A 24,006-nucleotide genomic window follows, 5' to 3' on the forward strand; every position below is an offset into this window, starting at 1 on the left:
TTAATAATTTTGCATGGCGATTTTTTATAATGCATAGGAAAGCATAGATCTCCTCAATATGAACCTTCCCTTATATGACTTTCTTATAAGGAATAGCTTGCAAATATAATATTGCTTAATAAGATATATATTACAAAATTATTAGCAAATAAACTGAATAATAGTGTACATATTCATAATTATTTATTAGTGTTCTATCTGGGTAAGCAGTAAATTATTTTGATATATACATTATATTCTCTTCATGTTACATAGTAATTTTTAAAATGCAGGTTTGTCTTATTAAGTGATTTATATGTATAAATATATTAAAAAACGAAAGAGAGGTAAATCAAGTTGGCAAAGAGAGGAATAAGCTTATTATTAGTACTAATGTTGGTTATGTCAATTGTAGCAGTTGGTTGTGGGAAAAATGAAGTTCCCCAGAGCACTAATGAAAATGTTGCTAAAGAACCTGAAAAACCTAGTGAACCTCAATATGGCGGAGTAATGAAAATAGCTCTTGAGAACAATGTTAAGAATTTGGACCCATTGTATATTGATAGTACAACAGCTGAGCAGGTTATGTGCCAAGTAGGTGAGACATTAATAGAAACTAACTCGGATTGCAGTGAGTATTTGCCATGTTTAGCCACATCATGGGAAATAAGTGAAGATGGGTTAGAGTATAAATTTAAAATAAGAGAAAACGTATATTTCCATGAAGGAAAATATCAGAATGGAAGGCTTATGACCCCGGAAGATGTTGCATATTCCATAAACAGATCAAAGGGTTATTTCTGCAATTATTTATGGATGCTGGATAGAATGGAAGTTACCGGCGAGGATGAGGCTACAGCATATTTGACACAGCGTGATGCTACTTTCTTATATCAGTTATCTCACAGCTCAACTTCTATAGTACCTAAAGAAGAAGTAGAAGGATGGGGCAAAGATTTTACTACGCACTTAGTATCAACAGGCCCATTTGTGTTAAAAGAACATTTAACCGACCAGAAATCAGTGCTGGTTAGAAATGAAAAATATTGGGGAGAAAAGCCATATCTTGATGGTATAGAGTTTGTTATAATACCTGATCAGGCTCAAGCCATAAATGCTCTTAGAACCGGAGAAATTGATTTAGTTTTTAATGTTATGGGAGAGTCAACAAAATTAGTTAAAGGTGATTCCAATTTGACTTTGATGCAATCACCTGCATTTAGAGTAAGAGACGTAGGCTTTAATATGGAAGATGAAATATTAGATGATATCAGAGTAAGAAAAGCTCTTTTGATGGGAACAGATTATCAGCAATTAGCTGCTGGGACATATCTGTATGGAGAAGGTATAGCAGCATGCTTGCCTTTACCTAAAAAGTCATGGGCATACGATGAAGCATTTGAAAATTTAATTCCGAAATTCAGCCCCGAAGAAGGAAAGAAGCTATTGGCTGAAGCAGGATATCCTAATGGATTTAAGGTTGAAGTGATGTGCAAAGGTGACGCCATGTCCATGAGATCACTTACAATTTTGCAGCAGCAATGGAAGCAGAATCTTAATGTAGATTTGCAAATCAATACTGTGGAAGCAACAACTTATATGGATAGTCTTATTAAGGGTACAGTTCAAATGTGGTCAGGTGCACAAACCTCTACATCCGATCCTGCTACTTCAATAGGATATCAGTTCAATACAGCAAAATTGCATTCAAATTATAATGCATGGTGCTATAGCAATCCGGAAGTGGACAAGCTAATAACTAAAGGTGTCGAAGAGCTTGACAGAGAAAAACGTATTGAAATATATAAGGAAATAATGGAGAAAACTACCCCGGAATGCGTAGGCATTTTCTTTGGAAATGATAATGTATCTTGGGGCGTAAGCAATAAACTTCATGGAGTTGTACAAGAAAATAAATCAGTAATAACTATATCAGGAAATGGGATAAACATTTGGAAAGAAAAGTAATCTGGAGGGGGAATATGGTTACAAATGGCCAAAGTGATTTTTAAGAGATTATTACAAGCAATACCAACATTGTTAGTTGTAGTCACTATTACTTTCATATTGACCAGAATGATACCTGGTGACCCTATTACTGCAATGGTCGGCGAACAAGCCGACCCGGCAGTAATAGAGGAGATAAGACAGAAATTAGGCTTGAATGATTCTTATTTAGTGCAATATGTCAGATATTTAAAGGATATATTGAAAGGTGATTTTGGAAGATCATACTACTATAATGTTCCCACATTAGACGTTATAGCAGACAGATTGCCAAATACTTTAATACTAGCATTAATGAGCAGTCTAATAGCTATAGTCGTAGGTGTTATGCTGGGAGTGATCTCATCTATCAAACAATATAGTCTATGGGACTATTTATTTACCTTTTTATCTTTATTAGGCATATCATTACCTGTATTTTGGTTGGGTTTGATGCTTGTATTGGTGTTTAGTGTTAATCTAGGCTGGTTACCTACTCTGGGTATGGGGTCACTGGAGAATGGGTTATGGGATTATATAAGTCATATAATACTACCATGTACATGTCTTGCATTAATTCCGATGGCTAGCTTTGCAAGAACTACACGTGCAAGTATGATAGAAACATTTAACAATGATTCTATTCGTGCCTTGAGGGCTAGGGGCATATCAGAGAAGTCCGTTGTGCTGAAGCATGCTTTGAAAAATGCTCTGCCTCCTATTGTTACTGTAATAGGAATGAGGATTGCCGGAATATTTGCAGGAGCTGTACTGACTGAAAATATATTTGCCTGGCCGGGAATGGGCACGATGATTTCAAATGCTATTGAAAATAGAGATTATACATTGATTCAGGCAGCAGTTCTAATTGTTGCTATATCTTTCGTAGGCATTAATCTTTTAGTGGATATAATCTATATGATCATTAATCCAAAAGTAGCACTTGATGGCAAATAAAAAGGGAGCATGAATGATGGAAAATTATAATAAATCAGATGATGTTCAGAGCGGAGGCACAATTACAACAGAGGCTGAAATTGCTCTCTTGAAAAGAGAAAGAAAAGTTAATAATGCTTGGAATAAATTTCGCAGAAATAAAGCTGCTGTTGTAGGCTTGGTTATTATTGCTATAATGATTTTTATGGCAATTGCGGCTCCTATAATTGCACCTCATGATCCAAATTATATTGATTTCACAAAAATATTTTTGGAACCTGGCACAGAGGGACATTTGTTAGGTACAGATGAATTTGGCAGAGATTTATTGAGCAGAATCATTTATGGTGCAAGAGTTTCGGTTGTCGTTGCTCTTGGCAGCACAATTGTTGGTGGATTTATAGGAATATTAATAGGATTGATTTCAGGATACATGGGAGGAATAGTAGATAGTATATTGATGAGAATAGTTGACGCAATGTTTGCATTTCCCTTTATCCTGCTGTCAATCATACTTGTCACTATATTGGGCTCCGGTTTATTTAATGTAATACTTGCCATAGGTATAACTGCCATACCAAGCTATGCGCGAATCGTTAGAGGACAAGTTATCATATTTAAAAATGAAGAATATTGTAACGCTGAAAGAGTATTAGGGGCTTCTAATAGCAGGATATTGTTAAGTCATATAGTTCCAAACTTACTATCTCAAGTCATTGTTTATGCAACACTTGACTTTGCAAATGCAATAATATCAGAAGCCGGTTTAAGCTTTTTAGGATTAGGAATACTTACACCTACGCCTTCGTGGGGAAATATATTGAGAGATGGCAAATCATGCTTAAGTACATATCCGCATGTTGCAACTATTGCAGGACTATTTATCTTTGTCGCTGTTATAGGCATCAACTTATTTGGTGATGGTATAAGGGATGTAATGGATCCCAAAATGAAGAAATAGAGAATATAAGGAGTAGCTTAACTATGAATAAAGAATTGCTTACTGTTAAAAATCTGAAGACGTATTTTTATTTAGCTAGCGGCGTTGCAAAAGCAGTTGATGGTGTAAGCTTTTCATTAAAAAATGGTCAGATATTAGGAATAATTGGAGAATCAGGCTCAGGAAAAAGCGTTACAGCATCTTCGATAATTAGATTATTACCAAATAAGGTTGGGAAAATAGTTGACGGAGAGATAACATTTGAAGGCAGAGATATCTTGGCATTAAATAAAAAAGAGCTGCTTGAGCTCAGAGGCAGAGAGATTTCAACCATTTTTCAAGATCCTATGACTTCTTTAGACCCTGTGTTTAAAATTAAAGATCAGATGATTGAAATGATTAGAGCACATAGAAATATAAGTGAAAAAGAAGCATTTAAAATATGTATTAATGCATTAGGAGAGGTTGGTATACCAGAACCTGAAAAGAGAATAAATTCATATCCTCATGAATTATCCGGAGGAATGTGTCAAAGAGTCATCATAGCGATGGCATTATGCTGTAAACCCAAAATGATTATAGCTGATGAACCGACGACAGCATTAGATGTAACTATACAGGCACAAGTTTTAGATTTATTGAAAACACTGCAAAAAAAATCTAATACGGCAATTTTATTGATAACACATGACCTCGGTGTTATATGGGAGATGTGTCATGATGTTATGGTAATGTATGCGGGTTGTACAGTTGAACAAGCATCAGCCAAAGACCTTTATTCATCTCCATTTCATCCTTATACATGGGGATTGTTGGATTCTATGCCATCACTGGCAGTTGAATCAAAACAAAAGCTGGTTACTATACCTGGCGCACCGCCGGACCTAAGATTAACCGGAAAGGGATGTAACTTCTATAATAGATGTAAGTACGCAGCAGACATATGTACTAGAGAGGTACCTAAGCTGTCTGAGATATCAGATGGACATTTTGTTGCATGTCATCGTCAAAATAAAGAAAATAAATTAGTGAGGGAAATGAGTTAATGGAACAGCATAATGAAAAAAAAGCAATAATGAAAATAAATAAATTGTGCAAAGAATTTCATATAAAGTCTGGCAAATTTATGAGAAGCTCTCAAATACTTTATGCTTTAAATGATATTTCTCTTGACGTGTATGAAGGAGAAACATTAGGTATAATCGGTGAATCAGGCTGCGGTAAATCTACACTGGGCAGATGTATAGTACGCCTGCATAAGCCTACATCAGGGGAGATCATCTATAATGATGAAGATATCAGCAAGCTCAAAGGAAATGATTCTAAGAGAATATGCAAAGATATTCAAATGATTTTTCAGGATCCTTTCTCATCCTTAAATCCAAGAAAAACAGCCGGGCAATTGATAGCTGAACCAATGATAATTCATAAAATGGGGCTGAGCAAAAAAGAGAGAAATGATAAAGTAATAAAATTAATGAGAGAAGTAGGGCTGGACGTACAGCATTTTTATAGATTTCCCCATGAATTTTCAGGTGGGCAGAGGCAGCGTGTGAATATTGCCAGAGCCCTGGCACTGGATTCTAAAATTATTGTTTGTGATGAGCCGGTATCTGCACTTGATGTATCAATACAGGCACAAGTTCTGAATTTATTAAATGAATTACAATCGCAGCGAAACTTAACATATATATTTATTTCCCACGATTTAGGAGTTATAAAACATATCAGTGACAGAATTGTCATTATGTATTTAGGGAAAATAGTAGAATTGTGCAATGCGAAAGATATTTACGATGTTCCAATGCATCCATATACCCAGGCATTATTATCGGCAATCCCTCCTAAAAATCCCTTTGAAAATAAAAAGAGAATAATGCTAGAGGGCGAAATACCAAGCCCGATTGGGATGAGAAAATATTGCCCGTTATCGTCACGCTGTCCAAAGGTTATGGATAAATGCAGGAATAATATGCCTGAGCTAAAAAAAGTAGATAAAAATCACCAGGTAGCATGTTTTTTATATGATTAGTTTTAAATAATTTAGTATTGTTAAAAAAAGGAGAGATTACATATGGCAACAATATTAGCGACAACAACAATAGATTTAAGCAAAGAACAAAAAAGAAAATTATTTAATGAGATAAATACTGCGATAGTAAAAACATTTCCCACACCTTCAATCTTGTTCAGAGATATTGATGAAGAAGATTGCACAGGCATGTGTAAAAATCAAATACAAATAGCTGTATGTGTGCCCCCGTATGTGCAAATAGAAAGAAGAAGAAAATTAGTTAAGGATATAGATGACATAAAGCTTAAAGTAAAAGATTATTTGGGAGATGTAAATATAATAGTGACATTCATCTACCATGATGACGAAGCTTGCGGAGTTGACGGAGTGCTTCGTGCAGATGCTAAGGCAGCAGCTAATAAATAGATATTACAAAATTTTTAATAAAGTATATGAGAGGTGCATTATTATGGCAACAATTATGTCAATAACTTCATTAGATTTAACACATGAAAAAAAGGTAGAGCTGATAAGTGAATTGGAAAAATCCTTAGGAGAAATATATACCAGTGCGTTAGCAATAACATTTCAAGAGGTGGAACAAGAATTTTGCACAGAGATGGCTAAAGACCAAACTACATTTTTTGTTTGTGTTCCGCCGCAAATTTCAATAGAAAAGAAAAGAAAAACCATAGAGATTATAAATAATACAATGCTGAAGGTTGTAGGCTATAAAGGTAAATTAAAGGTAATAGTGTTATTCCACTATCATACTGAGGAATCAGTGGGTAAAGACGGAGAACTGCTTATAGATATGATAAAATAAAAATGAGAGGTGTATTATTATGGTAACTGTACTAGGAATTGCTTCATTAGATTTGACAAAAACACAGCAAAAGGGATTAGTTAAAGAGTTAGGTAAAACAGTTGATGCAGTATTTGACAAGAATACATTTATGTTAAGAAATTTACCCCATGAAAACTGTGCAGGCATAGCTAAGGATCAAATAACATTTTTTATAAGTGTTGACGAAGATATAAATATAGATACTAAACGAAATATTGTTAAAAGCCTTAATGAAACAATGGTAAAAGCAATAGGCTATAAAGGCGATAAGAAAGTCATTGCAATATTTAGATATCGTGATGATTTAGGATATAGCGAAAACGGAAAATTAATTGCCGACATAAAATAAGTCTTTATACAGGAGGAAGCTATGAGCTCTAATGAACCTAAAGTAAAGGATAATGAGTTGTTTAATAAGGTAAGAAAAGCTATATATCATAGAGGGCTATGGTTGGGATTTATTGTAAAGGTGGCCCAGGAAAAGGGATATGATTGGGAGGATATGTGCAGGAAAGCCGTAAGGCAGTGCGGGTGCTTTCAAGGTAATGAGGGTAAAGAAAAGATGAAAAATACAGAGAGCTTACTGTGCTTTGCCAATTGTTTTTTTCCTGAAGAAACACAAAATATGTTTGATATGGAAGTCAAGAGATTTGATGAAGAAGAAATATGTTTTGAATTTGGCTATTGCCCTTTAGTACAAGCATGGACTGATTTGGGATTTGAAGGTGAGACATTAAGCGCTCTTTGCGATATAGCTATGGAAGGGGACCGGGGTATAGCAGGGCAATTTGACCGATTTGAATTCAAGCTTGGAAAGACTATTGCACAAGGACATCCGGTGTGCGAAGTTAAATTCCTAAAGAAATAAGAAGAAGCTGTTAGGAGGAAATATGCAACAAAGAGAAATTGGCAAGTCCGGTATAAAAGCTTCAGTAGTAGGTTTAGGTACATTTGCTATGGGCGGCGGTAAATGGTGGGGAGAACAAAGTGTTGACGATGCTATTGAAACCATAATAAAGTCCGTAGATGAAGGTATAAATATTTTAGATACCGCACCTATATATGGACTCGGACAAAGCGAACAAATAGTCGGGCTTGCTTTAAAACATATACCTAGAGATAAAATAATTGTCTCTACAAAATGCGGTCACTGGTGGAGCGATGCCAGGGGGTCATATGTAGGAACACAATTCTATGATACACCGATGTGGAGAGCTGTTGATAGATCTACGATCCGTAAAGAGTTAGAGAGAAGCTTAATCAGATTGAATACTGATTACATAGATATATACTATGTGCATGCTCAAGCCAGAGAACCGGTTTTAACACCTATAGAAGAAACAATGAGCTGTCTGATGGAGCTGAAAAAAGAAGGCAAGATAAGGGCAATAGGCGCATCAAATACCAAATTATATCATCTTGAAGAGTATGTCAAATATGGGCAATTAGATATTATTCAAGAAAAATATACTATGCTGAATCGTAATATTGAAGAGACTCATGTTCCGTTTTGTATAAAGAACAATATAAGTATACAAACATATTCTCCCCTTGAGAACGGATTATTAACAGGAAGGTTTAGTAAAGACACACCGTTAAAAGAGGGAGAGTTCAGGACTAAAAATCCATTGTTTGCCCAAGAAAAAATAGTAAAAATATGTGAAATGTTGGACAATTGGAAGGATTTATGTCATAAATATAATTGTCCCCTATCTAATTTAGCTATTGCATGGACTAATGCACAGCCCGGAATAACTAATGTGCTTTGTGGGGCTAGAAATCCTAAATATGTTAAGGAAAATGCGGCTGGCGGCAATATAGTTTTAGAAGAAGAAGACATCAAAAGATTGAACAAAGATGTAGAAAAATACACAGTTTAGCATGTACAAAGCCTTTCTGGTAAACTTTTGGAGAAGCGGATTGCAGTATAAGGCAATTGGACAAATGGTTGACCGGTCGTCTATTAAGAGGAGGAAAAGAAATATGGTAAAGGAATTCCATGATGTTTCCAGCATCAAAGGAAACCTAAAAGAGTTTGTTGTTAACTATATCCGAGAGCAGATTTTTCAAAGCAGGGGGCTTCGCCCCGGTGATCGGATAAACGAAAGAGAACTGTCCAGAACATTGGATATAAGCAGAGCTCCAATACGGGAAGCCTTAAAAGAATTGGAAGAACAGGGATTGGTCAGTTCTATTCAATATAAAGGCTGGTTTGTCACAGAATATCATGAAGAAGCATTTTGGGAGATTACTAAACTTCGAACTCTCCTGGAGTATACTGTCCTTGAAAAAGTAATAGCTATGGGAGGACCAAGCCCAGAAGAGATAAGCCATCTTGAGTTATTAAACCGGGAGCTGCAGGAGATAGTGGATGATCCTGACTTAGGGGACAATAAGCTGTTTATATTCTGTGATAAAGAAATGGAATTCCATATGTATTTATGTTCTCTGGCAAAAGATCACTGCTTCTGGACCCAAAAAATCCATAGAAACCTCTCTTATCAGATACGATGTTCTTTCGAAATATGTTTGCACCATGTAGAACAGTTGAAGGATAGTATTGTGTCCCACGATGTAGTTATCCAATGCCTGAAAAGAAAAGATCTGGCTAATTTGCGTCAAGAGATGTTCCGCAAGCTTCAAAAGAGAGATATCACTTCTTTGGAAAGTTAAGATGGAAAGCCAAAGAGCATTTATAGCTGATATGTTGGTTGCCAATGGATAAGCTAGTTGTTATTCAACTAGCTTATCCATTGGGCTTAATGAGCTATATAACAAACCATGGTTAATAAATTTAACAATAAGACAGGAGGAACAAACTATGATCAAGATAGATCTCACCAATAAACTTGCCCTGGTGACCGGTGCCGCAGGAGGACTTGGGAGACAGATTTCCATTGATTTGGCCGAATGTGGTGCTGATGTAATTCTCTCAGTCAACAATTCAATTGATGAAGCTGAGAAAATTGCTGAGGATATAAAGAAAATAGGACGAAAAGCTATTGTAGTTCATGGAAATATTGCCTGCTCTAAAGCAGTAAGGAAAATGGTCAAGGAGGCTCTGGACTATTTCGATCGCCCTGTGGATGTTTTGGTCAATAATGCAGGTTACTATAAGGAGTACGGACATATTACAGAAGTTACTGACGAAATAATTGACAAAACAATAGATACAAATCTTAAAGGAGCCTTTTATATGTGCAGAGAGGTAAGCAAGGCTATGGCTTCTGCCGGTATAAAAGGACGCATAATAAACATTAGCTCAGGCGCAGGCCACAGCGGCAGGACAAATCATGCTCATTATTGTGCTTCTAAGGGAGGATTGCTTATGCTGACCAAAGCCATTGCTCTCGATCTGGCTCCCATGGGTATCAATGTCAACTCAATATCTGTTGGCTTTGTTGATGTGAGTCGTTTTGACGAGGGTGATTTGCTTGCGGTAAAAAGAGATATACTCCCTCGTATATTGCTGCGTAAACCTGGTAAACCCAGTGACATTTCCAACATGGTCTGCTACTTGGCATCAGACTGTGCCGAATGGATCACAGGCAGTGATTTTCGCATAGACGGCGGTGAATCTGCCGGACGAGTTCCTTATGAATATTGATCACTATATATAGCTTGTTTTAAAATGTTGTTTTGATTGATATAAGAGTGCATTGTGAAGAGGCTTAGAGTTTGTTAGCGAAGTATAGGATCAGTTGCGTCAACTGTTTGAGCCGAAGCGAGTTTTGACGCAACCCTATACAAGCTTACAAAGTCTTAGCTTCGGAGCTTTGGCAATCGTTATCAGTCAAAACAACAGATATTTAGAAGCTACTAAAAGGAGGTTTTCAAATGAAAGTTAAAGGGATGGAATCCAAGCTGCTTGCCAGCGTTGATCCAGATCTCTTGATGAAACATACAGAATATATTTCATCCTTCGACAGAGAATCCGGAAGCGAGGGCGAATGGCAAGCCGCAAGATATTTTGAAGAAGTGATGACTGGCTATGGATTGGATGTGCACGTTAAATCTATTGAGAACCTTATCAGTCTTCCAATCTCTGCTGAAATCACATTGGATGATGGGCGCAAGGTGCCTTGCATAACACAGAGCTACGCTGTTTCTACCGAACCCGGAGGTCTGAAGGGAAAAGCAGTCTTTTACCCTGAGTGCCCTGATGTAAAAGGCAAAATAGCAATACTCAAGGGTCTGGCCTCTCCTTCGGCCTGCTATAACTTAGAACGCATGGGTGCCCTGGGACTCATATTTATAAACGGAGGAGATTATCCGCATAACATGGCAATCAGTCCAATATGGGGCATGCCTGTTCCGGAGACCATAGAACTATTGGGTAAGATTCCTGTTGTATCCGTAACCAAAAAAAATGGAGAACTGCTGCTAAATTACATTGCAGATGAATCTAAAGAGATTCTGATTGAATCTGAAGTACAAGCAGAATTTAAGCAGGTTCCCCTTTGCATAGCAGACCTGAAAGCAGCTATGCCAACAAATAGATATATCCTATTTAACGGACATGTGGATTCCTGGCATAAAGGAGCAACAGACAATGCAACAGCAAACGCTGCCATATTGGAAATAGCCAGAGTTTTGAAGGATTACAGGGACAAGCTCAAAATCAACGTTCGCTTTGTATGGTGGTCAGGACACAGCAATGGACGATACAGCGGAAGCAACTGGTATGCCGACCATAACTGGGAGGATATCCACGAAAATGCTGTTTTGAACGTTAATATAGACGCCATTGGAGCCGGAGGATCGACCAGCTATCGCACTGTTGACTCATCTGCCCAATGCTTCCGCCTTGGATATGAAGTTATAAAAGAGATGACGGGACAAGAACCAAGCTACTCCCGAATCCAGCGAAACGGAGATCAGTCATTTTGGGGTCATGGTGTTCCTTCACTCTTTCAAATACTTTCGCTCCAACCTGAGTCTGCTCAGGGAAAAGATACTTTTGTCCCGGGGCTGCCCTGGTATTGGCATACAACCGAAGATAAGTTTGAATATGTAGGAAAAGAAGAATTAACACTGGATACTAAGATATATCTGGCTTCAATTTGGCGCTTTGTCAGTCAGGCTGCTCTTCCCTTCTGCTTTACTGACTTAGGTCAAGAAATATTGACTAATCTGGAGGATTGGCAGAAGGCAGCCGGTGAGGCATTTGACTTATCTCCATTGAAAGAAGAAGCTGCAGCGCTAAACCAAATGCTTCCTGGCCTGGATGGGGAAATTTCCCGCATAAACAAAATGGAGAACCTGTCTGAAGCTGATAAAGAGAATGCTGATAATATTAATGACTGTATAATGTCCTTGAACAGGATTTTAATCCCTGTCCATTATTGCAGTAAAAGTCTCTTTGAGACGGATCTTGCGTTACCGATGAAGCCTTTTCCCGGATTAACAGATCTGGAGAAGCTTACTGCCATGAATCGTAACAGTCTGGAGTTTAAAATGCTGGAGCGTCAGCTCATACGGGAAAGAAACAGGATATTCCACTCTTTCAAAGAAGCTGTTGCCTTAATTAAAGCATGCAATAATAGGAGTAATCTATCATAAAGGGGGTGTCCTGCATGACTTCAGAAATCCTTCAAAAGTCTTTGGACTTGAAAGAATATATTGTTCAGGTAAAGCGCAGGATTCACAGACAACCTGAGTTAGAAATGCAAGAGTTTGCTACAACAGCTTTTGTGAAGTCTGAATTGAATAATATGGGAGTGGAAATAGCACCTCTCAATTTAGATGTGGGTGTGGTAGGAATTATAAAAGGGCAAAAAAAAGGAAAAGAAATTGTTACAGCTCTTCGTGCAGATATAGATGCTCTTCCAATCCAGGAGATGACGGATATATCAGATAAATCTACTGTTTCCGGAGTTATGCATGCCTGCGGGCATGATTGCCACACAGCTATGCTGCTGGGAGCAGCTAAATTGCTTATGTCACTAAGAGAGCACTTTTCAGGAACAGTAAAACTCATATTTCAACCGGCCGAAGAAAGCTTAAATGGTTCCACGTACATGATAAATCATGGAGCCTTGGAGAATCCGAAGGTTGATTATATTTTAGGCATTCATGGAGAGTCTACATATGAAGTTGGCGAAATAGCCTTGCGAGAGGAAGCGTATATGGCTTCAACTGATTTTTTTACAGTTAAAATTACCGGTATGAGCGGGCATGGAGCCTATCCTCATCGTGTTGGCTGTGATTCTATTTTGGCGGCTTCAAATTGTGTAATGGCTATTCAGAGTATCATTACCAGACAAATCGATGCTTTAGACAGTGTGGTGATATCAATATGTGAGATCCATGGAGGTACGGCTAAGAATATCATTCCGGAAACAGTTGAGTTCTCGGGGACCGTCAGATGTCAGGATAAACACATAAGAAATACCATGGAAAAGCGGATCAACGATATTATCCAAGGAATCGCTTCCACTTACAAGTGCGAAGCTGAATTAGAATATTATTATGGAGTTCCGCCTCTGATTAATTCACCGGAAGTCACGGAAATTGTACGTAAAAGTGCAGAAAAAATAGTTGGTCCGGCTAAGGTAAGGCAAATTGAAGTTCCTGCAATGGGATCTGAGGACTTTTCCAGATACTTAGAGGTTGTGCCGACGGGAGTGTTCGCACGATTGGGAATACGCCGTCCTGAGATGAGCGTTCCAATTTTTCATAACGACTATTTTGTCTTCCCTGAAGAAGCGCTTCCTTATGGAATGGCTTTATTTGTTCAGTTTGTCCTTGATGTAAACCAGTAAAGCTTATTAAAATAAATTTTATATTTAAAGAAAGCAGCCTAAGAGGATAAAAGTAGATAGAAATAATCAATATTAATAAAGCAAGCTTCAAGAAAGAAAATGGTGCTCCTGATATGACGTCAAATCATAGCTCAGGAGCACCATAAAATATTTATATAATAATTAGACTACTTTGTTCGTCATAATTTTCAAGATCGCACCGTCCATATCCTTCATTCCCTCACTGGACAATACACCTAGGTTTTTAATAGTATCTTCCACATCATCTCCGACAATGCCGTCGAGTTTAGATATTACTACACCATTGACGGCAAGATATGCCTGAATAACAGCTTCGCTTGCTGCAGTAGACAGCTTATAGGCACAGCCGCCCTTTGCTCCGTCGCATACCATTCCCGATATAGCGCCTACCATATTATTTATAGCGCCTACCACCTGATCATAACCTCCGCCCAGGAGCCATGCAATAGAAGCGGATGCCCCGATTCCGGCCGCTACACTGCAGCCGCATACGGGAGACAGCTTGCCTGTATATTCTTTTATATAGGCAGTTACTAAATGGCTTAGCGCCAATGCTCTGGCAAGCTTCTCGTCATCATAGCCCAAATACCTGCAAACCACCGTAGGGGGTATTATTGCCGTAATTCCATGGTTGCCGCTGCCCGCACTGCTCATGACGGGCAAATTGATACCGGCCATTCTTGCATCGCATGCAGCTGATGTCAATATTCTTACCTGATTTACAATATCATCCCGCAATATTCCCTTTTGCAGCAATTGGCTCATTCCTGCACCAAGTCCTATTTTGCCTTCCAAGCCTTTATTGGCCATGTTGATATTCAGCTCTACGCCCTCTAATAAAAACTTGATATCCTCAAATGAAGAGTTTTCTACAAAATCCATGATCTCTCTAATGCTTACACTTATTAAGGAAGCTTTGTTGCCGCTAAAGCCTTCATTAAAAGAGCATTTTTTATCCTCTGCATTATAGATTATTTTACCGTTAGCCTCCAAATAAACAATATTTGTATGGCCGTCCTTCACAATACAGCAGGCCTCGCCTTTATCGGTCTTGATCTTTGCTTCTATAAAGAAATTGCCCTGATTATCAGCAACTTCAAGGCCTATTTTATTCTTGCTGACCAAGCTTCTGGCTTCATCTATGCAGCAATCGTTAACATTTTTGAAAAGCTCTAATCCTAACTTCGGGTCCGCACATATAACAGATAAGGCCACAGCGAAAACAATGCCCTTTTCCTTTGTGCCCGGTATGCCTACCCTCATACCATTTTTGTATATATTAGGGCTGAGTTTGACATTGATCGCTTCAATATTCCCTTTTATTTCTTTATAGGCTGTTGACACTGCCAAAGCAACCGCAACCGGCTCAGTACAGCCTCGAGCAGGCTTCACTTGCTGCTTTAAAATATTTAAAATATCCTCTCTGCTCAAGCATAAAACTCCCTTCAATCAATTATTGACATGACAATTATCTATACATGACTTCTATCTGCAATTATTGTGCCAACTCAAAGGAACATATTATTTTTCTTCATTATTAATAGCTGAAAAAAATAATATATGCCTATTTGCTGACATCAAATGGCAAACCATAAAAAGCATATGGGTTAACCGGCTGTGCTATTTTGATGCAGCTTGGCTTTGTGAAAGCTCTAGGCCTTGCAGCATCAGCAAGGAGAAGCAGTCAGAGCAATGGATCATATATTGTGCCTATACAATAATACATTTATATAAAAAAAGTTTATAATTGATTCCGGGTCTTATCCAAGCCGATAATTTATGTATTTCTATTCGTAAATTTTCATATTTGAAAAAAGTATTATCATAAATGAAAATTTAACTAAGATCAATATGCTTTTACTAAAGGTATAACATATGGATCATCTGATCTTATGAGCTATAGACCAAGGAAAAGAAATAGAAATATGTTACATATATACCGTTAAATGTTTTTCATATTTGCAATTTGTATGTTCTACTACTAAGTTTAATAAAGATTTAATCATTTAACAACCACAAATTTTGGAAGAGCCATCCAAATATGGCTCTTATTTTTGTTATTTATTAGACAATGTGGAACTTTACAATCTTTTTATCGTGGCATGAATATTGCATTATATAAAAATCGAATTTGTTACTCAATAAAAAAATACAAAAAAATTGAGGAGGAAGAAGAATGTTAAACAAAAAAAGTAAATCCATCATTGCTTTATTACTCGTCGCTTTAATGTGTTTCGCTGCTGTTGGCTGCGGCTCACCTGCCAGCAAGGAGCCGGCCGAAGCATCTGACGGAACAGCAGCACCCGCCTCCGGTCTAAGACCTGAAGGTGTGCCGAAAGACTTCCCCAACAAAGAAATTGAATGGATTTATGCTTTTGGTCCTGGATCACCAATGGATGCTTATTTCAGAATCTTAGCAGACAAAATCCAAAAGACAGAAGGCTGGAAGCACGGCTTCGTAGTTACTTATAAAGAAGGAGCCAGCGGAAGAATCGGGTGGAATGCATTTGCTCAGGCCAAACCCGATGGATATACACTTGGATTCGCTCCCAGTGCTATGTTGATATCCGCCGTTTCAGAAGACGTGTCCTACGGTGCCGACAAGATGAGCTATATCATCAATACTATGTCTGACCCCGGTGCTATAGGTGTTGCAGCTGGTTCTCAATATAAGTCATTAAAAGATCTGGTTGAAGCTGCTAAAGCAAATCCTGGCAAAGTAACTGTCGGTGTTACATCTACAATCGGACAAGAAGGCTTGACTGTAAAGCTTATAGAAAAAGCTTCAGGTGCTAAATTCAACATGGTTGCTTTCGACGGTGAAGCTGAAATATTTGCCGCAGTTATAGGAAAACACTTGGATGCTTTCTGCCTCAATATCTCCGATGCTACTACTTTCATCGAAGAAAAACAGGTTGAAATACTTGCTACAGGTGATGACGAACGTTCACAATTCCTGCCGGATGTACCAACATATAAAGAATCAGGCTATGACGTTACACAGCTTAACATGAGAGGAATCGGCGGACCTGCAGGTATCCCTGAGCCCATAAGACAATACCTTGAAAACTGCTTCATAGCTGCTGCAAATGATCCTGAAGTAAAAGCAAAAGCTGCTGAAATGAAAATCCCCGTTGATACTTTGACTGGTGCTGAATTGCAGACTATGTTTACTTCTATCGCTGACACTTATAAGAAGCTTTATGAAGAAGATCCCTGGAACTAACAACATAAGCAGTAACTTAATTTAATAAATCAATGTGATTCAAGGGGTGGATAACGCCCCTCGAATCATAAATAAGTAAATGTGCAGGTGGTGCGCTAATGGATAATAAAACTACAAAAAAATCCTTTGATTTCAATTATTTATCGGTCGTACTGATCTATATATGGGCTTTTGCATTTTTAATGTGGACTCCTAAAATAAAGGATCCGGGCTCAAGACTCTTTCCTGTAATGATAAGTATTTTTGCAATGGTACTGGCAACGATCCTACTGCTGAAAACTTATTTTAAATGGGGCAAACAAGAAGAAATCAGCTTTGCCGGCGGTAAAATGGCTCTGCTTATGGCAGTATTCCTTGTTGTATATGTTGCAGCAATAGAAGTTGTTGGTTTTTACTTGGCTACACCCTTTTATCTCTATCTTACTATGCGGGTACTGGGACAGAAAAATAAGAAGCTCATGCTTGCTATTTCTGTGCTTATGTCTTTGGGAGTATTTCTATTCTTTGATATGCTCTTGGGCATGGAGATACCGGAAGGCTTGCTGCTTCCCATGTTTCTAGGATAATTTTCTTTAACGAGGAGTGTAACGTATGGATTTTTTTCAATATGCTTTGGAGGCATGTACCCTGACAAATTTATTGTGGCTGACCATAGGCGCTCTTATCGGTTCCATCCTGGGTGCGCTGCCCGGAATGTCTGCCGATACAGGTATAGCCATTTTCTTACCTTTGACATTTAATCTTGAGCCGGTAACAGGACTTATAACTTTAGGCGCCATATATGTAACAGGCTCTTATGGTGGAAATATTACTGCGGTATTGATAAATACCCCCGGAACTTCAGATTCTCTGTTTATGACCCTTGACGGATATCCTATGACGGTGCAGGGCAAAGGCTTAAGGGCAATAGGCATCACGACCTTCAGTGCATTTATAGGAGGAATGATAGGATCTATTGCATTGCTCTTTATTGCACCTCCCCTTGCTCAGATAGCAATAAAATTCGGTCCCTGGGAATTGTTCCTGACAACTCTTATGGGATTGATCATCATATTAGGCTTGGTAAAAGGCGGTATGCTTAAAGGCTTAATAAGCGCTTCATTAGGTTTTCTGTGCACCATGATAGGAATGGACGGAATAACCGGCTTAAGCCGATTGAACTTCGGAATAAGACCAATATATGACGAAATGCCTTTACTGCCTGTTGTATTGGGTATGTTTGCTGTTTCCCAAGTGCTTGCGCTGGCAGGAGACAAAACTGAAACTATTTCTATTGATAAATCTGCAATCAAGGGTAGTCCCTTCTTATCGATGAAGGATCATCTATCCATGTTGTTCAATAATATAAGATCCTCAATAATAGGAACCATCGTTGGTATTATCCCTGGAGCAGGGACGACTGTTGCGGCAGGCATAAGCTATAACCTTGCAAGAAAAGGTGATCCCCATCCGGAAACCTTCGGTAAGGGAAATGACCAGGGCCTGGCAACAGTATCTGCAGCCAACAATGCTGTGGTTGGCGGCTCTTTGGTACCGCTTTTGACTTTAGGAATTCCCGGCAACGGAACCTCCGCTCTTTTCTTAGGAGGCCTGTTGATTCACGGTTTGGCTCCGGGAACACAATTATTTAACAGAAACCCTCAAACAGTTTATGGATTGTTCTTTGGCTTGATAGTCGCACAGTTTTTCATTTTGCTCATCGGCTTATTTGGAGCCCCTATTTATGCCAAAGTAACTAAAGTACCTACAAATATTTTGATACCCATAGTAGGCTCCTTATGCATACTGGGTGCCTATACTTATAGGAATTTGGCCTTTGACAACTTCTTGATCATATTCTTCGGTGTCATCGGCTACTACATGACCAAGGCCAATATACCTATGGCACCCTTTGTACTGGCATTTGTACTGGGCAAAAATACAGAGATACATTTCCGCAGGACTATGCTGCTGACCGGCGGAAACCTGAGCACAGTGGCCTTTACACCTTTGGCGATTGCCTTGCTGGCTGTAGATTTGATATTCTTGATTTCACCTTTCTGGGGAGAGATTAAGGGATTGATCAAAAAAGACAAAGGAGCAGCCGGCTGCTAATATATAAACTTTTACAACTGTGGAAAGGAGTACAGATATGAATAAGATGACAAAAAAAGAGAGAGTTATCGCGGCAATAAACAAGAAAGAAGTTGACAGAGTACCCTTCAGCATTTGGTATCACATACCTCAAGTGGATCAGGACCCTGTTCAGCTGGCAGAGGTTCAAATTGAACAAGCTCACTGCTATGACTTGGATTTCATCAAAATGATGCCTTTCGGCAATTATGGCGCACATGACTATGGACTTAGCTGCACTTTCTTCTGCACTGAGACACAGCCTGTTTTAGAAAGAAAGTTTGCCATTGATGATGTAAAAGAGTGGACAGAGCTTGAGCCATTGCCGGGATATTTCGGCTCTCACGGCAAGCAATTGATGCTTGCCAGACAGCTTCAAAAACAGCTCAAGGGAGAAGAAATACCATACGTGCAGACTATTTTCAGCCCTCTTACTACTGCAAAAAAACTGGCCGGCCCTCGTGTTTTTGAAGATATGAGGTCCCATCCGGAATATTTGCACCAGGCATTGGCTGCCATCACTGAGACTACGATAAATTTTGTTAAGCTCAACATTGAGGCAGGCGTGGCAGGATTCTTCTTCGCAACCCAATGTGCAAATAAAGAATGGGTTACTGAGGCTGAATACGATGAATTCGGTGTAAAATATGACCTTCAGGTGATCAATGCCTATAAGGATATCACCTACTTTAATATTGCACATATCCATGGAGACAACACTATGTTTGAAAAGGTTGCAAGCTATCCGTGCAATTGCATAAACTGGCATGACAGATGGGTAAGCCCGAGCATGCCGGAGGCTAGAAAAATATCCGACAAATGCTTCCTTGGCGGCATAAATGAAAAGTGGCTGTCAAAGGCAAAGCCTGAGGAAGTTAGAGAGCATATCAGAGAAGCCGTATTGGCAGCAGGCCGTACAGGCCTGATGGTTACACCTGGCTGTGTAGCAGAGCTTAGCACGCCGGCAGTCAATTTCTATGCAGCAAGAACAGCTGTTGAAGGCCTGTAGGAGATTTGATTTAATTAATATATTTTTCCGGTATCCATAGGAAGCTCCCGATAACAGCTTTTGGTACGACACATAACACCGGGAGTTTCTGATGGACCGGAGCATTATAATTTGCTTGTAAAAAGGAGTTGGTAGCCTCATGGACGATGGCAGTTGGATACAGATTATCCTTCTGGTATTGTTAACTATTGGTGCAGCGTATTGTGCCGCTTCAGAAATAGCTTATGCGTCATTAAATAAGATCCGATTAAAAAATTATGCTGATAATGGGGATAAGCGTGCAAAGACTGCGATGTATATTTCGAATAATTTCGATAAAGCACTGACCACTATTCTCATCGGCAATAATATTACACATATTGGATTCGCATCGCTGGCAACCTTGATTTCAACTCAGTTATGGGGTATGGGATCAGTTAAATATACCACTATTGTTTCTACTATTGTAGTGTTTCTTATTAGCGAGATGATTCCCAAAAGCTATGGAAAAGCAAACAACCTAAAGTTTGCTCTTGCTGTATCAGGTTCATTATGCGCTTTGATGAAAATATTCTCACCGGTTGCCTATTTTTTTACATTGGTGAGCCGGAGCATATCAAAGCTTTTTCCTGAAAAGCAGGAACCAGCCATTACCGAAGAGGAGTTTTACGATATTATCGAGACCGCCGACGAAGAAGGTATACTGGATAGAGGCAAGCAGGATTTGGTTAATTCTGCATTGGATTTCGATGATATCACAGTCGGTGATATTTTCACCTCCAGGGAAGATATTGTGGCATTGGATATAGATTCCACACAGGAAGAAATCCTGGAAAAGATAAAAACTCAGAAATATTCCCGTTTACCCGTTTATCGGGGTACTATAGACAATATTATAGGCATCCTTCAAGTTAGAAAATTTCTTAAGCTCTACATCAAGCATGATGTGTTTGAGATTCAGGATCTGCTTTTAGAGCCTCATTTTATAAAGAGGAAAGAGCCCATCGATGATATGCTCAAAAGAATGAGCAGCAAAAAATTTCACATGTCCATTGTCGTCGATGACAGCGGTAAAACTCTTGGGCTTGTCACTGTAGAAGATATTTTAGAAGAGCTTGTTGGTGAGATATGGGATGAAGACGATGTCGTAAATGATGAATTTCTCAAGCTGGGAGGAGAGCGCTATGAAATAAGCGGTGACCTCACAGTGTCGGAAGTCTTTGAACGCATCGGACTTCAATGCGGGGATAATGAAATCGGGGCTTTGAGCATAAGCCAATGGGCACGGGAGCATTTTGATTGTGAACCCTGTGAAGGGCATAGCTTTCGCGATAAAAACCTTGAAGTATCTGTTTTGCATAGTGACAGCGGAAGGATTACGAAGGTGATTCTGAAGCTGCTGGAGTGAAAAATGCGGACATTATTTACTTTACTACAATGTGAAATAGGAGTTGGTTTTATATTATGGACAGTTGGCCCTATATAGGCATTGTTCTTTTAATCATGCTTTCTGCTTTTTTTTCCGGGTCGGAAATTGCTTTTGCCTCGGTGAACAAAGCAAGATTAAAAAAGGCATCCCAATCTGGAAAATCCAGTGCGAAGATTGCCTTATACATTACCGAGCATTTTGAAGATGCTTTATCGACAATACTGATCGGCAATAACCTTGTAAATATTGCCGCATCTTCTATCTCTACAGTAATAGCCATTGGCTTGATGGGAGAATCAGGGACTGTTGCTGCAACTTTGATCATGACAGTCGTAATATTGACCTTTGGAGAAATAACTCCTAAAATCATAGCCAAACAGCAATGCAATAAATTTGTGCTGCTGGCATCCTACCCATTGCGCTTTCTAATGGTGATCATGAAGCCTGTTATCGCCGTTGTAGTATGGATTGTGAACCTGATCTCAAAGCTATGGGAAAAGGATGGGCAAAAGGAACCGTCGGTAACAGAAGAGGAACTGGTCTCTATCATTGAAAGCATCGAGGATGACGGTATAATCGATAAGGATAGAAGCGAGCTGCTGCAATCGGCTTTGGAATTCTCGGATATATCGGTGGAGGAAATACTGACACCCAGGACGGACATGATTGCTATTGATATTGACGATGACATGGATACTATAGTCGATATTGCATTAAACTCACCTTACTCAAGGATTCCCGTCTACGAAGATACTATAGACAATATTATCGGTGTTTTATACCTTGGCCGCTTTTTAAAAAAACTGGTGGATGAAGAACCGGTTAATATACGCTCCATGCTTATTGAAGCTTGCTTTGTCCACAAGACGATGAAACTTCCTGCTATCTTTGCTGAGCTTAAGCGCCGCAGGCTCCAGCTGGCAATCGTCACTGACGAATACGGCGGAACCATGGGATGCATCACTATGGAGGATGTGCTCGAGCAGCTGGTAGGAGATATATGGGATGAGACGGATGAGATCATTAACGAATTTGTCATCCTCGGAGAAAACACCTATGAGGTGAGTGGTGATTTAACGATTCGTGATTTTTTTGAATATGTAGATATAGATGACCGTGACTTTGAAAGCGAATATAGCACGGTGGGCGGTTGGACCATAGAAATGCTCAATGGATTGCCGAATACAGGCGATACTTTTAGATACAAGAACCTGACAATAAAGGTTATAGAGTTGGATGGCATGCGTATTACAAGGCTTTCCGTAGTTGTTGCACCGGAAGCTGATGAGGACTAGCCATGTAGGAAATCAAGGGAGCCTGCCCCGGCAGAAAATAAAAATATAAGAATTTAGCAAATGAAGTATTTGCATGAAATGGAGGAATTGTACATGAAACCTATAGAGAGGATAGAAGCTTTATTAGCTGGCAAGAAACTGGACACACCTGCGATCAACCTGTGGAAGCATTTTCCGCCTTATGATGAGGATCCGAAAGAGCTTGTGAAAAAAACCATACAGTTCCAAGAGAGATTCAACTGGGATTTTGTAAAGGTTACCTATCAAGGTTTATATTCAATCCAGGATTGGGGCTCAAAAATTCAGTGGCCTGAAAGAGACTGTCAATGGCCTAACACTTGCTCAAAGGTTGGTGTAGTAACCGATTTCTCGATTAAAAAAGCCGAGGACTGGAAGAACCTAAAGGTGCTGCCTATGGATCAAGGCTCAATGGCAGATTCCATTCTCGCTGCAAAAGAGATTGTAAAGAGATTCAAGGGTGAAGCTCCTGTAGTCGTTACAGTATTTAATCCCTTGACCACTGCAGTAAAGATGTGCGGAGACAAGATGTTCATTCACATGAGACAGCATCCTGAGCTCTTCAAAAAAGGCTTGGAAGTTATCACACAAACCACTGTCAACTATGTCAAGGAGTTGGTCAAAAACGGAGCAGACGGACTATTCTTCGCCAGCCAATTGGGAACCTATGACAGGATGAGCGTCAAAGAATACGAAGAATTCGGACGCCCCTATGATTTGCAGATATTAGATGCTGTGAAGAACAATACCTGGTTCAACATAATGCATATGCATGGTGCTGCACCTATGTTTGAAATAATGGAAAAATATCCTGTACAAGCTGTCAATTGGCACGACAGGTTGGTAGATTTAAGCTTAAAAGACGGCAGAAGCAAGACGGACAAAATTTTAATCGGCGGCGTGGACGAGTTCAAGGTGCTTAATGACGCCAATGAAGAAGAACTTTTGGCTCATCTTAAGGATGCATTAGATCAGGTTGAAGATAAGAAGCTTATCTTAGGCCCCGGATGCTGCGTTCCCCTATATGTCAATGAAGATAGATTTGAAGTTGCAAAGAGGCTTCTTGAAAAAGCAGCCCGATAAAAATTAGTATAGGAGTTTCTGACTAAGTTAGCAGCGGTTAGCTATCGTGCAGAGCGGTAACCCGGAGAAAGAATTTATTCTGCGAAGAAGGAAAACATCAAAGACACTGTAAAAGTTGTTGCGATTAGGATTTTTGGATGCAAGTGGTAAAATCCGGCACAAGCACTTAGCAGATATATTGATTGTATAGGACAGCTTGATGTTCTATACAATCAATTATATAGGACATAAAACTATAAGGTATTCCTACATGCTATATATTCCAAAATGAGACTTCTTTTAGATATCAGAACAGCAGAGACAATGATGATCATAATAAGATGAACCTTGGAAGATATTATAAAAATAAGAAATACCAGTGGTATAGG

The 24,006-nt window shown here is 39.1% G+C and carries 22 protein-coding genes; 21 read left to right on the top strand and 1 reads right to left on the bottom strand.

Going from position 1 to position 24,006, the window contains the following annotated elements:
* The first annotated feature begins 336 nt into the window (after positions 1 to 336).
* The 14 genes from LJD61_RS05155 to LJD61_RS05220 all read left to right on the top strand — a co-directional run bounded on the left by LJD61_RS05155 (position 337) and on the right by LJD61_RS05220 (position 13,466).
* Positions 337 to 1,947, top strand: a complete 1,611-nt coding sequence (locus LJD61_RS05155; RefSeq protein WP_255226451.1) for an ABC transporter substrate-binding protein — start codon at positions 337 to 339, stop codon at positions 1,945 to 1,947.
* A 24-nt stretch (positions 1,948 to 1,971) separates the two neighbouring features.
* Positions 1,972 to 2,922 carry an ABC transporter permease gene (locus tag LJD61_RS05160; RefSeq protein ID WP_255226452.1) on the top strand — a complete coding sequence of 317 codons (951 nt, stop codon included), beginning with the start codon at positions 1,972 to 1,974 and terminating at the stop codon, positions 2,920 to 2,922.
* Positions 2,923 to 2,938: 16 nt separating this feature from the next.
* On the top strand, positions 2,939 to 3,862 hold the full coding sequence (locus LJD61_RS05165; RefSeq protein WP_255226453.1) for an ABC transporter permease: 924 nt from the start codon (positions 2,939 to 2,941) through the stop codon (positions 3,860 to 3,862).
* Positions 3,863 to 3,885: 23 nt separating this feature from the next.
* Complete coding sequence (locus LJD61_RS05170; protein ID WP_255226454.1) at positions 3,886 to 4,887, top strand: ABC transporter ATP-binding protein; 1,002 nt, start codon at positions 3,886 to 3,888, stop codon at positions 4,885 to 4,887.
* Complete coding sequence (locus tag LJD61_RS05175) at positions 4,887 to 5,873, top strand: ABC transporter ATP-binding protein (protein ID WP_255226455.1); 987 nt, start codon at positions 4,887 to 4,889, stop codon at positions 5,871 to 5,873. Before LJD61_RS05170 ends, LJD61_RS05175 begins: the two co-directional genes overlap by 1 nt.
* 42 nt (positions 5,874 to 5,915) lie before the next feature.
* On the top strand, positions 5,916 to 6,281 hold the full coding sequence (locus tag LJD61_RS05180) for a hypothetical protein (protein WP_255226456.1): 366 nt from the start codon (positions 5,916 to 5,918) through the stop codon (positions 6,279 to 6,281).
* Positions 6,282 to 6,324: 43 nt separating this feature from the next.
* Positions 6,325 to 6,681 carry a hypothetical protein gene (locus LJD61_RS05185; RefSeq protein WP_255226457.1) on the top strand — a complete coding sequence of 119 codons (357 nt, stop codon included), beginning with the start codon at positions 6,325 to 6,327 and terminating at the stop codon, positions 6,679 to 6,681.
* Positions 6,682 to 6,700: 19 nt separating this feature from the next.
* Positions 6,701 to 7,051: a hypothetical protein gene (locus LJD61_RS05190; RefSeq protein WP_255226458.1), complete on the top strand. Its 351-nt coding sequence runs from the start codon at positions 6,701 to 6,703 to the stop codon at positions 7,049 to 7,051.
* A gap of 21 nt (positions 7,052 to 7,072) precedes the next feature.
* Complete coding sequence (locus LJD61_RS05195) at positions 7,073 to 7,570, top strand: L-2-amino-thiazoline-4-carboxylic acid hydrolase (protein WP_255226459.1); 498 nt, start codon at positions 7,073 to 7,075, stop codon at positions 7,568 to 7,570.
* Between the two features lie 22 nt (positions 7,571 to 7,592).
* A complete protein-coding gene (locus LJD61_RS05200; protein ID WP_255226460.1) occupies positions 7,593 to 8,582 on the top strand; it encodes an aldo/keto reductase in 990 nt (329 codons plus the stop codon).
* A 103-nt stretch (positions 8,583 to 8,685) separates the two neighbouring features.
* A complete protein-coding gene (locus LJD61_RS05205; RefSeq protein WP_255226461.1) occupies positions 8,686 to 9,375 on the top strand; it encodes a GntR family transcriptional regulator in 690 nt (229 codons plus the stop codon).
* A 148-nt stretch (positions 9,376 to 9,523) separates the two neighbouring features.
* Complete coding sequence (locus LJD61_RS05210) at positions 9,524 to 10,309, top strand: SDR family NAD(P)-dependent oxidoreductase (protein WP_255226462.1); 786 nt, start codon at positions 9,524 to 9,526, stop codon at positions 10,307 to 10,309.
* A gap of 230 nt (positions 10,310 to 10,539) precedes the next feature.
* Entirely contained in the window at positions 10,540 to 12,264 is a 1,725-nt protein-coding gene (locus LJD61_RS05215; RefSeq protein ID WP_255226463.1) for a M28 family peptidase, read from the top strand.
* 14 nt (positions 12,265 to 12,278) lie between these two features.
* Positions 12,279 to 13,466, top strand: a complete 1,188-nt coding sequence (locus tag LJD61_RS05220; protein ID WP_255226464.1) for a M20 metallopeptidase family protein — start codon at positions 12,279 to 12,281, stop codon at positions 13,464 to 13,466.
* Between the two features lie 162 nt (positions 13,467 to 13,628).
* Here the strand turns inward: LJD61_RS05220 and LJD61_RS05225 are convergent, their stop codons facing one another.
* On the bottom strand, positions 13,629 to 14,918 hold the full coding sequence (locus LJD61_RS05225) for an L-cysteine desulfidase family protein (protein ID WP_255226465.1): 1,290 nt from the start codon (positions 14,916 to 14,918) through the stop codon (positions 13,629 to 13,631).
* A gap of 745 nt (positions 14,919 to 15,663) precedes the next feature.
* Between LJD61_RS05225 and LJD61_RS05230 the strand changes: the two genes are divergently transcribed.
* The 7 genes from LJD61_RS05230 to LJD61_RS05260 all read left to right on the top strand — a co-directional run bounded on the left by LJD61_RS05230 (position 15,664) and on the right by LJD61_RS05260 (position 23,638).
* Positions 15,664 to 16,713 carry a Bug family tripartite tricarboxylate transporter substrate binding protein gene (locus LJD61_RS05230; protein WP_255226466.1) on the top strand — a complete coding sequence of 350 codons (1,050 nt, stop codon included), beginning with the start codon at positions 15,664 to 15,666 and terminating at the stop codon, positions 16,711 to 16,713.
* A 98-nt stretch (positions 16,714 to 16,811) separates the two neighbouring features.
* Complete coding sequence (locus LJD61_RS05235) at positions 16,812 to 17,279, top strand: tripartite tricarboxylate transporter TctB family protein (protein WP_255226467.1); 468 nt, start codon at positions 16,812 to 16,814, stop codon at positions 17,277 to 17,279.
* A gap of 25 nt (positions 17,280 to 17,304) precedes the next feature.
* A complete protein-coding gene (locus LJD61_RS05240) occupies positions 17,305 to 18,807 on the top strand; it encodes a tripartite tricarboxylate transporter permease (RefSeq protein WP_255226468.1) in 1,503 nt (500 codons plus the stop codon).
* Between the two features lie 37 nt (positions 18,808 to 18,844).
* Positions 18,845 to 19,834: a uroporphyrinogen decarboxylase family protein gene (locus LJD61_RS05245; protein WP_255226469.1), complete on the top strand. Its 990-nt coding sequence runs from the start codon at positions 18,845 to 18,847 to the stop codon at positions 19,832 to 19,834.
* Between the two features lie 139 nt (positions 19,835 to 19,973).
* A complete protein-coding gene (locus tag LJD61_RS05250) occupies positions 19,974 to 21,221 on the top strand; it encodes a hemolysin family protein (RefSeq protein WP_255226470.1) in 1,248 nt (415 codons plus the stop codon).
* Positions 21,222 to 21,277: 56 nt separating this feature from the next.
* Complete coding sequence (locus LJD61_RS05255; RefSeq protein ID WP_255226471.1) at positions 21,278 to 22,537, top strand: hemolysin family protein; 1,260 nt, start codon at positions 21,278 to 21,280, stop codon at positions 22,535 to 22,537.
* A 93-nt stretch (positions 22,538 to 22,630) separates the two neighbouring features.
* Positions 22,631 to 23,638, top strand: a complete 1,008-nt coding sequence (locus LJD61_RS05260) for a uroporphyrinogen decarboxylase family protein (protein ID WP_255226472.1) — start codon at positions 22,631 to 22,633, stop codon at positions 23,636 to 23,638.
* Positions 23,639 to 24,006 lie beyond the last annotated feature (368 nt).

The organism is Lutispora saccharofermentans (assembly GCF_024363565.1).
In the GTDB taxonomy this organism is placed as follows: Bacteria; Bacillota; Clostridia; order Lutisporales; family Lutisporaceae; genus Lutispora; species Lutispora saccharofermentans.